The sequence below is a fragment of the uncultured Rikenella sp. genome (assembly GCF_947628055.1).
In the GTDB taxonomy this organism is placed as follows: domain Bacteria; phylum Bacteroidota; class Bacteroidia; order Bacteroidales; family Rikenellaceae; genus Rikenella.
The window spans coordinates 1-16,169 of record NZ_CANQYJ010000056.1 but is presented as its reverse complement, the minus strand read 5'-3'; the positions used below and the strand labels follow the sequence as shown (position 1 = coordinate 16,169).

Here is a 16,169-nt window from a genome sequence, read left to right as displayed (position 1 = left end):
TCTATTCCTGTGCTCTTGTCTCACTAACTCAAAAAACTTGACGTACTATCGTACTACACTGCAATACTTCAATGAACGTATCTATCGTTCTTCCGTTTGTCCGGACCCCGGCCGAAGCCAAAAATCCGTCGAAACGGAATGCAAAGATATGTCAAATTTTCAATTCCGCAAAAACTTTTTTCCGATTTTTCTTCCCCCTCACTTTTTTCACCCCCTCTCCGTTTTTGCGGGGACAAAAGTATAAACCTTTTTCGTCATCACAAAATCTTGCTCCGAAATATTTTTTCATTAATTTTGTAGTCCGCTTATTTTCAAAACTATAGGCAGTGAAAATATTTTACGTCATCCTGACATACAACCATCCTGCACTGCTGGGACGCACGATCGGCGCGCTCGCAGGGCCGGAAAGCTGGTTCTATATCCATGTGGACAAGCAGATCGGCACCGCTCCGTTCCGGCAGCAGACCGCCGGGCAGCCCCAGGTGCGTTTCCTGGACGACACGGAACGGGTGGCATCGAAATGGGGCCATATCTCCACCGTGGACGCGGCTCTGAACACCCTGCGGAAAATCAAGGCGGAACATCCGGACGAAAAGGAGGGGTTCATCGTGCTGCTCAGCGGGCAGGACTATCCGATACGGTCGAGGGCATACATCCGCGATTTTCTCGAATCGCACGCCTCGACGACTTTCATGCAGACCGAACCGCTACCCTACTCCAATCTGTCCGAAGGCGGCCTGAACCGTGTTCGCGACACCTACTTCCATCTCGGCGGAAGGTTGGTGCAGCGGATACGGCCTTATCGGATCGACAAAGAGAACGCCGTGACATACTATAAGATATTACGCTATCGGCCCTCGCAGTTATTCGCGGCGATCGGGGCATTTTTCGTCCGGCGGAAGTTCCCGTTGAAAGACTACCGGCATTATGTCGGGGAGTTTTGGTGCGGATTTCCGCTGCAAACGGGGGATCTATTGCTCGATCTGACCGACTCGCATCCGGAATACCGGAACTTTCACCGGCGGACGATGATTCCGGAGGAATGTTTCTTCCACACCCTCGTGGCCAACAACGTCGAAAAGCTGCCGGGGCCGCTGGACGGCGGCACTTTGCACTATGTCGATTGGAGCGACCGGCATACCCCTGCCGTTTTCGACACGAGCCACCGCGATGCCCTGCTGCGCGTGATCGAAACCGAGCCGGAGTTGCTTTTTGCCCGCAAGTTCGACGACAGCACTCCTGAGGGGCGGGAAATACTGGATTTCATAGACAGCCATATTCACGAACGATGAATACCAAAGAAGAGAAGCTGGCCGCCATAGGGCGGCTGTTGGACATCATGGACGAACTGCGGGAAAAATGCCCGTGGGACAGGGAACAGACGATGCTTTCGCTGCGGAACGCCACGATCGAAGAGTGTTTCGAGCTGCTGGATGCGATCGTGGCGGGCGACCCGTTATATATAAAGAAAGAGTTGGGCGATCTGCTGCTGCACGTGGTCTTCTACGCCAAGATCGCGCAGGAGGAGGGCCGTTTCGACATCGGCGACGTGGCGGCGGCGCTGTGCGAGAAGCTGGTCTACCGCCATCCGCACGTCTACGATGCCGAGGCGGTGAAGAATGCGGGCGAGGTGGTGCGAAACTGGGAGGCGTTGAAACAGCGCGAGAAGGACGGGAACAAAACGATTCTTTCGGGGGTGCCGAGGGGGATGCCGGCTTTGCCGAAAGCGTGCCGCATCCAGCAAAAGGTATCGACAGTGGGGTTCGACTGGCCGGAGCGGAAGCTGGTGTGGAACAAGGTGGCGGAGGAAATCGCCGAGGTGCAGGCCGAGATTGACAACAAAAATGCCGACCGGCTGGAGGCGGAGTTCGGCGACTTGCTTTTCTCGGTGGTCAATGCGGCGCGGCTGTACGGGGTGAATCCGGACTTGGCGCTGGAGCGTACCAACCGCAAGTTTATCAAGCGGTTCGGCTATATGGAGCAGCAGACGATCAAAAAAGGGGTTCCGATGCAAGGTCTGGCTCCGGAGCGGCTCGAAGAGCTGTGGCAGGAGGCCAAGGGGTGCGACGAGGAGTAACCGGCCGGGGATTTTTTCATCCTGACACATAGCGGCCAACCCGCTTTCGTCGAAACGATAGAGCGTCCGGCATTCGGGTATTTACAGTCGGGTCAGGTACCGCTCGGAATGTTTATTCTTTATAAAAAGTTTTCTTTCTCGTCCCGGAGCCAGCGGAGGCGTTTCGGGTAGTTCCAGCCCGGATCGAGTGCCGAGCAGGAACTACCCTAAACGGTTCGTTCCGCTGGCTCCGGGCCATCCGCCTCACAGAATGACATTTTTCTTTGCCGCTCATGCCGCGGAGGCACTTTCTTTCTTGTGCGACCAAGAACCGAGCGGCGTACCGAGAGCAGAGACCGCTTGCGGGCTATGCCGAAGTAGTGCGAGGAAGACTGAAGGGCAAAGAAAACAAAGAAGTCGCCGAAAGTCGGTTTGGCTTTCGCAAAACATAATGTTTTGCGAACCCTCAAACGCGGCACTTTCGGGTCTGCCGTGTCTACCCCATTCCCGAGAGGGGCTTCCGCGTGTGGAGAAAGACGGCTCGGCCGTGATCTCTCAATGTCGGGCCGGACGCCGCCCCGCGGGAGGCCCGCAACCCTCGCCAACTCGGGAAAGCGGCCGCTCCCGGGCGTCCGACCCGGTCTGCCCAGCACACAAAGCGATCAGACACAGGCTTTTACCGGGCTGGAACTACCCCAAACACCCCGCTGGCTCCGGCCCGCTGACGAGGGAAACGATTTTCTCCATACGCGAAAGCATCCCCAGAAGCGTCGTGTTTTGCCTTGAGGGGGCCGCGCTGAATGCGCGGACTCCCGACAAGGCGAAACCGGCTGGAGGCAGTTTGGCTTCGCCTTCCTCCTGGCGCCTCGGCCAATCGAGCAAGCTCGATTGGCACTCGCCTGCTGCGTCGGTTCTTTGTCTACTTTGACCTGCGGTCTTCCTCGCGCTGCCTCGGCATAGCCCGCAAGCGGTCTCTGCTCTCGGTACGCTGCTCGGTTCTTTTGCTGCCAAAAGAAATGAAGAGCCCCGCCGGCTCGAGGCGGATAAGAAAAAGGGCCTCCGCGGCATGAGCGACAAGAGAAAAGTATCATTCCGCGAAGCGGGCGGCCTTATGCGGTGGCGAAATCCGGTTTGGCCGTACTCTCCAGATGACGCCCCGGAGCCATCGGGGGCTTTGGGGTAAAGGCGGCCAATAAAACAGCCAACGGCTGCGGCTCGCGGCCGGGCGGCACCGGCTCGATATAGGGAGACCGCAACCAAAAATCTTTTCGCGTCCAGCAACATCGTCCGACGCCGGCCGAGCAAAGCCCTATTCCCGTTCGCGATAATAACGGACCCAGTCCACCTCCATCTCTACAGGCACATCCTGCGGATCGATCTCACCCACCCAGCGCCCCCCGAGCTGCATATCGACCAGCAGGTAATAAGGCCGGTCGAACGGGAACTGCTCTTCGGGCCCGTTTTCGATCCGCGGGTACATGAAAGTGCGGCGGTCGTTGATGAAAAAGACCACCGAATCGGCATAAAGTTCCACCCCGTAGACGTTGTAGTCTTCCGGCCGGATCGGCGCCGTCGAGCCCTGCGGCGGATCCTGCCGCTTGCCCAGATTGTTCGTATAGTAAGAGTGTACCGTCTGGTAAGCTATCGTATCGTAATTCAGGTGCTCCATGATGTCGATCTCGCCCCCTGTGGGCCACGGATATTTCTCCTCCTCGAAAGGCAGCAGCCAGATGGCCGGCCATGCGCCTTTGGCCCCGTGGAGCCGCGCGCACACCTCGATGCGGCCGCCGTGGAATGCGCGCTTGCCTTTGGTATAAAGGCCTCCGGTGATGTAATCCACGGTGTCCGTCGTTCCCGCCGGAGTCTCGATGGCCCGCAGAATGAGGTTGCCGTCCCGCAGGTCGTAACAAAGCGGATTGTCGGACATTTTCCGCGACCATTCGGGACGGTTCTGGCGGGGAATCTTCGACCAGGAAGCGGAATCGACGGCTCCGTCAAAATCGTCTTCCCAGACCAATTGCCATTTCGATGCCGGTTCGGAAGTGCAGCCGATCAGAAAAAAAGCGATCGTTGCAACTGAAAACAGTTGTTTTAACATGTATAGAGAAAGTTTGTGTTAGTAGTCGAATCAATCCTGCCGCTTGGTTTGCGGCAGAGCAAAAGTAGCGATTTTTCCCGTCCGCGTCAAGCGTCGATCCCTTTGCCCCGTTGCGGATTGCCTGAAAAAAAAGCGTCCCTCCCCTTGATCAGGGAAGGACGCTCGTCGACTATACGAATGACTATACGAATCGAATCGCCTTATTTTACTTCCTCGAATTCCACATCATGCGGGCCGTCTTCTTCCCGCTGCTGCGACTGCGACTGCGACGCGGAACCCGCACCGGCAGAACCTGCGCCCGGATTCGCTCCGCCGCCATTGTTGCCCGCATTGTAAATATCCTGCGAAGCCGCCTGCCATGCCGCATTCAGCCCTTCCGAATATTTGTCGATGTCCGCCAAGTTCTGCGCCTTGTGCGCTTCTTTCAGCCCGTTCAACGCCGTCTCGATCGCCGACTTCTTGTCTGCCGGAATCTTGTCGCCGTACTCCTTGAGCTGCTTTTCCGTACTGAAGATCAGCGAGTCTGCCGCATTGATCTTGTCCACCCGCTCGCGTTCCTCCTTATCCTTGGCTTCGTTCGCTTTCGCTTCGTCGCGCATGCGCTGGATTTCGGCCTCGCTCAACCCCGACGATGCCTCGATGCGGATGCTCTGTTCCTTGCCCGTCCCCTTGTCCTTGGCCGAGACGTTGAGGATCCCGTTGGCGTCGATGTCGAACGTCACTTCGATCTGCGGCACGCCGCGCGGGGCTGCCGGAATGCCGTCCAGATGGAACCGGCCGATCGTCTTGTTGTCCCGCGCCATCTGGCGTTCGCCCTGCAGCACATGGATTTCCACCGACGGCTGGTTGTCCGATGCCGTGGAGAAGACTTCCGACTTGCGCGTCGGAATCGTGGTGTTGGCGTCGATCAGTTTGGTCATCACGCCGCCCATCGTTTCGATCCCCAGCGACAGCGGGGTCACATCCAGCAACAGCACGTCCTTGACTTCGCCGGTCAGCACGCCTCCCTGAATAGCTGCTCCGATCGCCACCACTTCGTCCGGGTTGACCCCTTTGGACGGTTCTTTGCCGAAGAATTCCTTGACCACCTGTTGGATGGCCGGAATCCGGGTCGAACCGCCCACCAAAATGACGTCGTCGATCTGCGAAGCTGTCAGCCCAGCGTCTTCCAAGGCCTTGCGGCACGGTTCGATCGTGGCGTGGATCAATGTGTCGGCCAGCTGCTCGAATTTCGCCCGCGTCAAGGTCGTGACCAAGTGCTGCGGGATGCCGTCGATCGGCATGATGTACGGCAGGTTGATCTCCGTGGAGGTCGCGCTCGACAGTTCGATCTTGGCTTTTTCCGCCGCTTCCTTAAGCCGCTGCAGTGCCATCGGGTCTTTCCGCAAGTCCACATGGTGCTGTGCTTCAAATTCCCCGGCCAGCCAGTCGATAATCACGTGGTCGAAGTCGTCCCCGCCGAGGTGCGTGTCCCCGTTGGTGGACTTCACTTCAAACACGCCGTCCCCTAATTCGAGGATCGAAATATCGAATGTCCCCCCGCCGAGGTCATAGACGGCGATTTTCATGTCCTTGTCGGACTTTTCGAGCCCGTAGGCCAATGCCGCCGCGGTCGGTTCGTTGATGATCCGGGCCACTTTCAGCCCGGCGATTTCCCCCGCCTCTTTCGTCGCCTGCCGCTGCGAGTCGTTGAAGTATGCCGGTACGGTGATCACCGCTTCGGTCACTTCCTGTCCCAGATAATCTTCGGCGGTCTTCTTCATCTTTTGCAAGGTCATGGCCGAGATTTCCTGCGGGCTGTAGAGTCTGCCGTCGATCGCGATCCGGGGCACGCCGTGTTCGTCTTTGACTTCGTACGGCACGCGTTTCATTTCGTCGCCGACCTGGCTGTAGGTCTCACCCATGAACCGCTTGATCGAAAAAATAGTCCGTTTCGGGTTGGTGATCGCCTGCCGTTTGGCCGGGTCGCCGACTTTCCGTTCGCCGTTTTCGGTGAATGCCACGATCGAAGGTGTGGTGCGATGTCCTTCGCTGTTTGGAATCACGACGGGTTCGTTGCCTTCCATGACGGCCACGCAGGAGTTGGTGGTGCCGAGGTCTATACCGATGATTTTTCCCATAATATGGTTACTGTTTTTTTGTATTTTATTTGTACCTGCTTACCTAACAAGCGCTATGCCAAATCTCTTTTTTGTCAAAATGTCAGTCTTCTCTGCCATTCCGGTGGGGTGGGCGGGCTGACATTCCGACCGGATTTTTCGGCGGATTTTGCTTATTTTTGTCGTCTCTTTTGTTCTTTGGCTATGTGCGGGAGTTGTTCTCTTTGTTCGCAAAGAGAACTTTTTTGTTGCTTCGATCAGGCGGGGGCTTGTTAGCCGAGAGTTATTCTGCTATTCGGCATTCCCTCGCTGGGCGGGGGTTTAGTTTTAAAAAAAACCTTTCTTTTTTGCCTTCGTGCCGGGTGGGTGCTTTTTTTAGCCGCCTCGAGCTGCGGAGGCACTTTCTTCCTTGTGCGACCAAGAACCGAGCAACACCAGTTCCGCGCGCGATTGCTGGAGCAGGAAATCGTTCAAAAGCATGAATTGCTTTTGAACAGGATTTCCGCCAGCGCGCGGGTAAATACATTTTTTAGTGGTAAAGAGGGCGCAGCCTGCGGGGAACGCAACTCTCGCGCAAGCGATTAAAGAGTTGCGGGCCTCCGCTGCGGGAGGCTGCGGCCCGCCCGGTTCTGCGAACCGGATTTTCACCGGCGCTCGAGACAAAAACGGTTCCGAAACACGAGTACGCCCCGAAGTCAGCGTAAACGTTTCGGGTAATTCCAGCCCGGTTCGCGTGCCGAGCGGCACCGCCAGCCCGGCGTGAGGGCAGTACCCTCAAACACCCCGCGCGCCACGCCGGAAAAGGAAAATCGACGGTTTCAACGAGAGTTGAAACCGAACAATTTTCCCGGCGCGCGGGGAAAAATAAGTTGGATTAGAGACTGCCCAAGCGAAACGCAGTTTCGCAAGCCTGGCGGGGCACCCGCAGCCCGCGCAACCTGTGGTCACAAATAGTGCAAAAAAAACAGTGCGGTTGATCTCAATGATCTCTCTTTGTCAGGCCGGAGATGCCGCTCGGCACCCGAACCGCAGCCGTTGGCTGTTTTATTGGCCGCCTCTACCCCAAAGCCCCGCTGGCTCCGGCCAAGAGGTAGTTCCAGCCCGGCCTGAGGGCGGTCCCTCTTTGGGGTAATCTATCTTGCTGCCAGCAGGTCAATAAAACACCCGAAAGGTGCAGTTCGCGTGCCCGGCGGCACCGCGCCCCCGAAAAACCGCTCCCGGCAATGAAACCCTCTCCCCCGACGTTTAAAATATATTATCTTTGTAAAAAACACCCAACCGCCATGTTCGGATTTTCAGGAATCGGGCGCAAGCCGCGCCAGTTCGAATACAAGCCCCGCCATTGGGACCCCGAAGCCGAGGAACGCGAAGCCCGGCGCCGCATGATTCTCGGCGAAGAATACACCGAAGGAGAATACAAACCCGGCATGTATATCCGCGAAAAACGCCTGCTGCGGATGCAGGAACGCGAACGGCAGCGTGCGGAACGCAGCCGGCGGACAACGATCCGGACAGTGATCTTCCTGGCTTTCGTCGTAGGCGTGCTCTACCTGATGTTCACCTACTTCGGACGAGCAATGTAAGTCAGAGAGCCGGAGCGAAATTTCGTTCTCGGCACACGTTCCTCGCGCCGCTTTGCGCCGCTATCGCCGAAGGAAGCCGTTCCGAAGAACTGCGCCTCGCTTTTCAACTGAAGACATACCTTATTTATATAAACAAATCCTTGGCCTCGAACTTGATTCAGATACTGCCCGATAACGTGGCCAACCAGATCGCCGCCGGCGAAGTGGTGCAGCGTCCCGCCTCCATGGTCAAAGAGCTGATGGAGAACGCAGTGGATGCCGGAGCGCAAAGCGTCAGCGTGGTGGTGCGCGACGGCGGCAAAAGCCTCGTGCAAGTGATCGACGACGGATGCGGCATGGCCGCAGAAGACGCTGTATTGTGTTTTGCGCGGCATGCCACCTCCAAAATCAGAAAATCGGACGATCTGTTCGCCTTGCAGACATTCGGGTTCCGGGGCGAGGCACTGGCGTCGATCGCCTCGGTGGCCGAAGTCGAGCTGCGCACCCGGCGCGGGGGGGACGAAGTGGGCACCCTCGTGACCATTGCCGGAGGAACCGAAGCCGATGCCAGAACCGAGAGCGTGAGCTGTCCGCAGGGAACCCAGATTCTCGTGCGGAATCTCTTTTTCAACACCCCGGCGCGCCGGAAATTCCTCAAAGCGGATACCACCGAAACCAAACAAGTCATCGTTGAATTCCAAAGAGTGGCCTTGTGCCATCCGGAGGTAGCATTCACCCTCGTGGCGGACGACAAAACCCTGTTCAGCTTAGGCCCGGGGGGACTGCGGCAGCGCATCGCCGCCATCGTGGGACGTAAAACCGGCGACAAACTCCTCGATGTGGAAGTCGACACCCCGATCGTGCGGATCGGCGGCTACGTGGGGCTGCCCGCTACCGCCAAGAAAAGCGGCACCGAACAGTTCTTTTTCGTCAACGGCCGCTATTTCCGGTCGCCCTATCTGCAAAAGGCGGTCGTTTCGGGGTACAGCAAGCTCTTGCCGTATGGGTATACCCCGTCGTATTTTATCTACATCCAGGTCGATCCCGCCCGGATCGACGTGAATATCCATCCGCAGAAGACCGAAATCAAGTTCGAGGATGAGCAGGCCTTGTGGCAGATGCTCGCCTCGGCCGTGGCGCGGAGCTTAGGGAAGCACAATGTCGTGCCGATGCTCGATTTCGAGAACCCGGTTCCGGGGTTAGAGATACCGGTCTATCCTTCCCACCAGGCAAAAGACAACAAACGGATGCCCGCGCCGCCGCCGGTGTCGGTCAGGGACGACTACAACCCGTTCCGCAGCTACGACAGGCCGGAATGGGACACGTCTGCCGGGTCTGATTCGGCTTATGCCGCATCCAAGCGGCCGAAAACGTTCGACGACCCGGAGCAGGCGCCGTTTACGGAGATGATCCCGCCGTCGCTGACCATACCGGATCCTGCTTCGCTTTCGCCTTCGGCTCCTGTTTCGCTGCTGCCCGGCGAAGAGACGTACAGCGAATACGAATCTGCCGTCCCGGGGGCGGCGGAGCGGCAGGAACCGGAGCAGGGTGCGTTGCCGCTGGCGGGCTCGGATGTCCCTATGGCTTCGGCGGTGCCGCGCAGTCTGGTTTTCGGCGGCGGAAGGTATATCGTCACCACGACGGCGGACGGGGCGGTTATCATCGACCGGGCGCGGGCCAAGCTGAGGGTGACTTACGAGGAGTTTCTGCGGCGCATGGAGAACGATTTCTCGGTAACGGGGCAGCGGGATCTGTTTCCGGAGACGGTCGAGCTCTCTCCTGCGGATCATTTTTTACTGATGGAACATACCCAGGAGCTGGCTGCAATGGGGTTCGACTTGCGGGATATGGGGGGCTCGACTGTGGTGGTCTACGGTTTGCCGGTCGAGATGGGGGCTGCGGTTACGCCGGCAATGGCTGTGGAGGAATTGTTGTCGCAAATCAAGGAGGAGGGGGTGTCGTTGCGGGATAATCATCGGGAACGGCTGGCGGCGGCGATGGCGCGGAGTTGCTGTGCGGCGCTGTTCGCGCCGGACGGAATGGCGCATCCGGTCTCGGCGGTCGAGGCGGATGCGCTGGTGCGGCAATTGTTCGGCTGCGACGAACCGAATTATACGCCTGACGGGCGACCGGTGATGACTGTCGTGTCGACGGCCGAGGTTGTCAAACGGTTGAAAAAGTAACGGATCAACACCGGAGGGGGATCTTCGTGCTGGCTATCTTGGGGGTTGCACTGTGTGTTCTGGCTTCGGTTCAACATGGTTGCGGGCGCTGAGGATGCGGAGGCAGCGGTGGGATTTGGGGGCTGGCGATGCCGCTCGGCACACGAGCCGGGCTGGAACTACCCTAAAAAGCAATACCCCCTGCCCAAAGCCCCGACGGGGCCGCGCGCCGGGCAAAGAGCTATAACTACCTTAAACAAGCAATACAAACTCCAATAAAAACCCCAACGGGGCCCCCGCCGGGCAAGCAATCGGTTTATCCCATACGGCACCGATCGGACTTTCCCGACTTCGAGATACGCTCCGTTCAGCGTAAAAAGTAATCCGTTTTTCAGAAAATACCGATTATTCAAAACATTTATGCTATTTTTATAGTCGATTTTTAAATACAGACTATGGAAAACCGCCTGCTCGACAAAAATGCGCCCTCCGACCGGCTTCCGGACATCGACCTGCCGGTGGACTTTTTCGCCTGGGTCGACATCACCCGCGAAGTGTTGGGTTGGTACAACGTACCGTGCAAGATCAAGGCAGGGATCTTCGTCCTCTGCGTCGAAGGCGAACTGACAGCCACTATCAACCTGAAAGAGTGCCGGATCCGGAAAAACGACTTTATTGTCGTGGCCCCCGGCAGCGTGATCCAATTCCACGGATCGGACACCGATTTCCGGCTCTCGTTCGTGGGTTTTTCGTCCAAATTCGTGGGCGAGGTGAATCTCCTCAAATCGTCCCTGGATTTTTTCCCGATGATGATCGAAAACCCCGTGCTGCCGCTGAAAGCGGAGACGGCAGAGATTTACAGAGAATATTTCGCACTCTTATACAAGATGTTTGTCGGCGACATGCTGACCCATCCCGAAATCCAGCGCTGCGTGCTGGAATCGCTGCTCTACGGCATCGCCGGCATGTACACGAAAGTGGAAAGCGAAAACGACCCTCGCCGCCTGAGCCGCGGCGAGGAGATATGCAAAGAGCTGTTCCGGTTAGTGATGAAACACTACGCGCGCGAGAGACGCGTGTCATTCTATGCCGAACAGATGCGCCTCTCGGCCCAGCACCTCTGCACGACAGTCAAACAGCAGACAGGCAAAACGGTGGCCGAACTGATCGCAGACGTGGTCATCATGGACGCCAAAGCGCTGCTCAAATCGACCAACATGCCCATCAAGGAGATCTCCATCTCGCTCAATTTCCCGAACGTGTCGTTTTTCGGCAAATATTTCAAACGCTATGTAGGCCAGAGCCCGCAGCAGTACCGCAACAGCTGATATTTCCGTTTCCGCCCCGGTGAAAAGTTTTGCGGAAAAGACCTCCTTCCGATGACAGCGTATACGAGACAGCGGGCTGCGTTTCAAGACTTGCGGGGAAAAATAATGGAATCGAAAAAGCCGACCGCGGCCTGAATTACCTGGCCCGGATCGGGAGGGGTGAGAGGCAAGTCCACGTATTCCGCCCGAACTTCATACTGCAAATCTTTGATTTTTGCGGAAGCCGTCGAAAATAAATCCACCGGTGGAAAAGCCGTCACGCATAACGACCGTGAAATTCATTTCCTCGATCAGTTTTCGGATGAATTCCTTATCCTCCTCGCAGGCACTCGCAATTTTCAGATAACCATTCAGCATGTCCGATTCCGACGAGCCGCCGATGAAAAGGATCGTGCATAACAGAATCGATATGAGGCGGGAATCGGGAAACAGGCCTGAATCATCTCTCTCCCCGCCTGAACAGGGCGATCCCGTCCGTCAGACATTGAACAGGAAGTGCATGATGTCCCCGTCCTGCACCACATACTCTTTGCCTTCGATTCCGATCTTGCCCGCTTCGCGGCACGCCTTTTCAGAACCCAAAGCCACATAGTCCGCATACTTAATGACCTCGGCCCGGATAAAGCCCCGCTCGAAGTCGGTGTGGATGATCCCCGCCGCCTGCGGCGCTTTCGTCCCTTTGGCATAAGTCCAGGCCCGCGTTTCGTCCGGCCCCGTGGTGAAATAGGTCTCCAGATTCAGCAGCGCATACGCCGCCCGGATCAACCGCGACACCCCCGACTCCTCCAACCCTAAGTCCGAGAGAAACATCTGCCGCTCCTCGTAGCTCTCCAACTCGGCAATATCCGCTTCCGTGGCCGCCGCCACGATCAGCATCTGGGCCCCTTCGTCCCGGATCGCTTCGGCCACCGCACGGGTATGTTCGTTCCCCGCCACCGCCGAAGCCTCGTCCACGTTGCAGACGTACAGCACCGGCTTGCTCGTCAGCAGGCACAAGTCTGCCACTAATTTTTCGTCCTCCTTGTTGTCCAGCATCACCGTCCGCGCCGACAGGCCCTGTTCCAGCGCTTCCTTGTAGCGCACCAGAATTTCGTACAGCCGTTTTGCGGTCTTGTCTCCGCCGCTCTGGGCCTGTTTCTGCACTTTCCCCAAGCGGCTTTCGACGGTTTCGAGGTCTTTGAGCTGCAATTCGGTGTCGATGATCTCTTTGTCGCGCACCGGATCGACCGACCCGTCCACATGGGTGATGTTTCCGTTCTCGAAACAGCGCAGCACGTGGATGATCGCATCTGTCTCGCGGATATTGGCCAGAAACTTGTTGCCGAGCCCTTCGCCTTTCGACGCTCCCTTGACTAATCCGGCGATGTCCACGATTTCGATGGTGGTGGGCACCACCCGTTTCGGGTGGTCGATCTCGACCAGCTTCGTGAGCCGCTCGTCGGGCACGGTGATGACCCCGACGTTGGGTTCGATGGTGCAGAACGGGAAGTTGGCTGCCTGTGCTTTCGCGTTCGACAGGCAGTTGAAGAGTGTGGATTTGCCGACGTTCGGCAGTCCGACTATACCGCATTGAAGTGCCATACTGTGAAATGATTTAGGAGGGGCAAAGACGGTGCGGGCCGAGCGCAATCGTGCAGGTTCCGATTGCCGAGGCGCGGCCTGTATAAGCATAGGTTTACCCCGCGGCAAAGATACGCTTAATTTCGCACTTTCCGCGAATGTCTGCCGGTGGGCGGGAGGATAAATCAGTTTTTGCTGCGGTACGGGCCGATGTACGTGGCAGAACATCGGCCTGCTGACCGGGACAAATCAGTTCTTGCTGCGGTACGGAGCCGGCGAGAGAGGCATGATAAATTCTCGATTGGAGTGCCGGGCGGCACCAGGTCGGACGCCCGGGAAACTTAGGGTAGTTCCAGCCCGGCTCGAGTGCCGAGCGGCATCGGGTCTCCCGCGGGGTGGCGTCCGGCCCGCCCGGTTCTGCGAACCGGATTTCCCCGGCGCGCAGGTTTTGTTCGGGGTAATTCCGACCCAAGCGAAACGCAGTTTCGCAAGTCCACCGCGGACACGCGGCCCCGCGCGGGAGCGCAGTCTCCTCAAACTCCCCGCGCGCGACGGCTGGAGAAGGAAATCGTTCAAAAGCAGCTTGCGCTTTTGAACAGGATTTCCGCCAGCGCGCGGGCAAAATACAGTTTTGGATCGCAGTCTGCGAGGTTGGGGTAATTCCAATCCGGCTCGCGTGCCGAGCGGCACCGGGTCTGCACGCTGACACAAAAACTTACCTGTTTACTTTTTCGCAGCCTGTAGTCTGACAGGAGGGAAACACGGTCAGGCTATTCGTCCTGTCGGGTTCGGCCTGCGCGCTCCGGGGGTGGGCCGAAGGCCCAGCGCGCAAGGCCGGCGTTCCTCTCGGAACGCGCTGTTCGTGTGCCGGGCGGCACCAGGTCGGACGCCCGGGAAACTTAGGGTAGTTCCAGCCCGGCTCACGTGCCGAGCGGCACCGCCCCTCCGCCGGGGGTGGCTCCGGCCTGACAGGGAGAGATCACAGCCGAACAAAATTTCGCCAGCGTGCGGAGAAAGCATGATTGCGGTTTTCGGTTCCAAAAGGTCGGCGCCGGCGGGGCTTTGGGGTAGAGGCGGCCAATAAAACAGCCAACGGCCGCGGCTCGAGTGCCGAGCATCCCCCGCACAGAGCCGGACCCGAAACAGAAGAACAGTACAATAAAGAGAGCGTGCAGTGGCACGCCATTCCGGATTCCGAGAGGCCATTTCGGAGAAAACCGTTATTTTTACAGCCGTCGATTATTCAAATGAAATGATAAGCATAGGAAAAGCCTCGACCGAAGATATCGAAGCCATTCAAAGCGTAGCAGAGATTGCTTTCCCGGCGACTTATGCCGAAATCCTCTCGCCCGGGCAGCAGGCTTATATGATGGAGTGGATGTATTCCGAGACCTCTCTGCGCCGGCAGATGCTCGACGAAGGTCATATTTATTACATCGCCCGGGCAGAGAGCAGTGTGCCGGTGGGATACGTCTCGATTCAGCGGCAGGGAAGCGATCTTTTTCATTTGCAGAAAATTTATGTGCTGCCGGAGTGGCAGGGAAAACAGATCGGGCGCCGGTTGTTCGAGCAGGCGATCCGGGCGGTAAAGGAGCTGCATCCCGCACCCTGCACGGTGGAGCTGAACGTGAACCGGTCGAACCCCGCGCGGGGATTCTACGAGCGGATAGGGATGCGGGTGGTGCGCGAAGGCGATTTCCCGATCGGCGGCGGATATTATATGAACGATTACATCATGGGGATAGAGGTCTGAGCCCGCTTGCGATATATGCACCTGAGAAACGGAGGAGGCTGATAATCGCAAGATTATCAGCCTCCTCGTGCCCGGGACAAGGCTACCGCCGGCAGCCAGGTCACTACCGGGGCAGAGTGCGACCGACAGCTGCTCGTGTTGGCACTGCAAACTCCCGAAAAGCGGATCGCCGAGGCAAAGCATCAACTCCAAAATCCGGAAACAATAAAACCGAATGAGAATGATAAAATCTCATCCGGTTGTGAGATGAAGAAAGTTGTGTAACTCCGCAACAAACATCCGACCGTTTTTTGTCCGATATACAGACAGCCAGAACAAGTCTTGACTATTATGCCTAATTTTAAAGGCGATATTCCTTTGGAGTATCGCACACCTTGCCTATTAGCTCACTCGCAGTCGGAATCACCACCTCGGAATGTAACGAGCTATGATAATCAAATCGAAAGTCGTGCCATACGGGCGTGGCTTTCTCCTGTTTGAATAGGGTTGCGGTGTGCTAAGACTGACTGAAGTCTGCGCTTTTGTTTTATCGGCAAGTGCGCATACCCAGTCAACCGGCATAATGAACGGCAATAATGCGCAAAACCAATAAAACCGAATGAAACAAATGAAAAAGTTAATCATGATGATGATGCTTGTGCTGCCGTTGGCGGCGATGGCGCAAAACCTCGTGAACTTCGTCTTAAAGCCCGATGGCACATACCAAACCGAGGACGGCAAGGATTTTATTGTCGTGCCTTTTGAGGGCAAGACCGCGCATCAAATTTATCAAGAGCTTGCCACTAATGTAGGTTCGACCTATAACGACCCGTCAAAAGTGATGTCGGGTGTTGAGGACGCATCGATTAAAATCCGTGCGTTTTCGGATGATTTAATCCGAGCTAAACCATTCGGCTATGTAAAAGACCAGTCGTTTGGCGGTTTTTATCAATTAGAATTCCGTATTAAAGATGGGCGAGTGCGTGTTTCGGCGCCTATCATTGAGGATAGAGTTGAGTATCGAGATATTCAAGGCAAATACACCCATGGAAATTTTTCTAAATATATAGAGGCGTATTTCAAAAACGGCGTATTGCAAGATAAAAAGCAAAAGAATTATGATATTGTTGTTGCAAAGATGAACGGCATCATCAACAGCATACTGCATACATCGACCGTTCAAGATGCACAAGACGATTGGTGATAGGCCGGAGCCCGCCAAAACGTTCTACCGCATCCGCGAAATAATTGAACAATTTTTCAGACTTGACCCTTATCCGAGGATGAGGGCTACTCCTTACCCCCAGCACCCCTTTGAGGGTTGACAGTGCAAAAAGACAGGCGAGGCTTCCGCATCCGTGGAGGCTTCGCTTTTATGTTGCAAGTCGACTAAGATTCTATGTGTTGAAAATGTTGGGTGGCGTTGTGTTTGGCTACCCTTTGTCTGTCCTAAAAATAAAAAACAGTTGATAATCTTTTAATTATCAACTGTCTATGGTGCCCAGGACAGGAATCGAACCTGCACGCCTTGCGGCACACGCACCTGAAACGTGCGCGTCTACCTATTCCGCC

General features: G+C 56.6%; 11 protein-coding genes and 1 tRNA gene. 8 read left to right on the top strand and 4 right to left on the bottom strand.

Annotated features, from left to right (window positions below; all coding sequences use genetic code 11):
* Positions 1 to 326 precede the first annotated feature (326 nt).
* Both Q0Z93_RS06460 and mazG read left to right on the top strand, forming a co-directional pair.
* Positions 327 to 1,292, top strand: coding sequence for a beta-1,6-N-acetylglucosaminyltransferase (locus Q0Z93_RS06460; RefSeq protein WP_298063941.1), 966 nt, complete (start codon positions 327 to 329; stop codon positions 1,290 to 1,292).
* Entirely contained in the window at positions 1,289 to 2,077 is a 789-nt protein-coding gene (gene mazG, locus Q0Z93_RS06455; RefSeq protein ID WP_298063938.1) for a nucleoside triphosphate pyrophosphohydrolase, read from the top strand. Before Q0Z93_RS06460 ends, mazG begins: the two co-directional genes overlap by 4 nt.
* A gap of 1,288 nt (positions 2,078 to 3,365) precedes the next feature.
* On the opposite strand, the gene Q0Z93_RS06450 is transcribed toward mazG, so the two are convergent.
* Together Q0Z93_RS06450 and dnaK are read right to left on the bottom strand one after the other, a co-directional pair.
* Positions 3,366 to 4,154, bottom strand: a complete 789-nt coding sequence (locus Q0Z93_RS06450; protein ID WP_298063935.1) for a glycoside hydrolase family 16 protein — start codon at positions 4,152 to 4,154, stop codon at positions 3,366 to 3,368.
* Positions 4,155 to 4,354: 200 nt separating this feature from the next.
* On the bottom strand, positions 4,355 to 6,274 hold the full coding sequence (gene dnaK, locus Q0Z93_RS06445) for a molecular chaperone DnaK (protein WP_298063932.1): 1,920 nt from the start codon (positions 6,272 to 6,274) through the stop codon (positions 4,355 to 4,357).
* A gap of 1,262 nt (positions 6,275 to 7,536) precedes the next feature.
* Here dnaK and Q0Z93_RS06440 point away from each other — a divergent pair.
* The 4 genes from Q0Z93_RS06440 to Q0Z93_RS06425 all read left to right on the top strand — a co-directional run bounded on the left by Q0Z93_RS06440 (position 7,537) and on the right by Q0Z93_RS06425 (position 11,704).
* The gene (locus tag Q0Z93_RS06440) at positions 7,537 to 7,836 is read left to right on the top strand and encodes a hypothetical protein (protein ID WP_298063930.1); all 300 of its coding nucleotides are present in this window, start codon (positions 7,537 to 7,539) and stop codon (positions 7,834 to 7,836) included.
* Between the two features lie 152 nt (positions 7,837 to 7,988).
* Positions 7,989 to 9,998 (top strand): DNA mismatch repair endonuclease MutL, encoded by a 2,010-nt coding sequence (gene mutL, locus Q0Z93_RS06435; protein WP_298063927.1) that lies wholly within the window; start codon positions 7,989 to 7,991, stop codon positions 9,996 to 9,998.
* A 434-nt stretch (positions 9,999 to 10,432) separates the two neighbouring features.
* The gene (locus tag Q0Z93_RS06430) at positions 10,433 to 11,305 is read left to right on the top strand and encodes an AraC family transcriptional regulator (protein WP_298063925.1); all 873 of its coding nucleotides are present in this window, start codon (positions 10,433 to 10,435) and stop codon (positions 11,303 to 11,305) included.
* Positions 11,306 to 11,512: 207 nt separating this feature from the next.
* On the top strand, positions 11,513 to 11,704 hold the full coding sequence (locus Q0Z93_RS06425; protein ID WP_298063922.1) for a hypothetical protein: 192 nt from the start codon (positions 11,513 to 11,515) through the stop codon (positions 11,702 to 11,704).
* 78 nt (positions 11,705 to 11,782) lie between these two features.
* Here Q0Z93_RS06425 and ychF read toward each other — a convergent pair whose 3' ends face one another.
* Positions 11,783 to 12,886 (bottom strand): redox-regulated ATPase YchF, encoded by a 1,104-nt coding sequence (gene ychF / locus Q0Z93_RS06420; protein WP_298063919.1) that lies wholly within the window; start codon positions 12,884 to 12,886, stop codon positions 11,783 to 11,785.
* Positions 12,887 to 14,117: 1,231 nt separating this feature from the next.
* Here ychF and Q0Z93_RS06415 point away from each other — a divergent pair.
* Entirely contained in the window at positions 14,118 to 14,618 is a 501-nt protein-coding gene (locus Q0Z93_RS06415; RefSeq protein ID WP_298063916.1) for a GNAT family N-acetyltransferase, read from the top strand.
* A 607-nt stretch (positions 14,619 to 15,225) separates the two neighbouring features.
* Positions 15,226 to 15,801, top strand: a complete 576-nt coding sequence (locus Q0Z93_RS06410; RefSeq protein ID WP_298063914.1) for a hypothetical protein — start codon at positions 15,226 to 15,228, stop codon at positions 15,799 to 15,801.
* 291 nt (positions 15,802 to 16,092) lie between these two features.
* On the opposite strand, the gene Q0Z93_RS06405 is transcribed toward Q0Z93_RS06410, so the two are convergent.
* Positions 16,093 to 16,169 (bottom strand) — tRNA-Leu (locus tag Q0Z93_RS06405).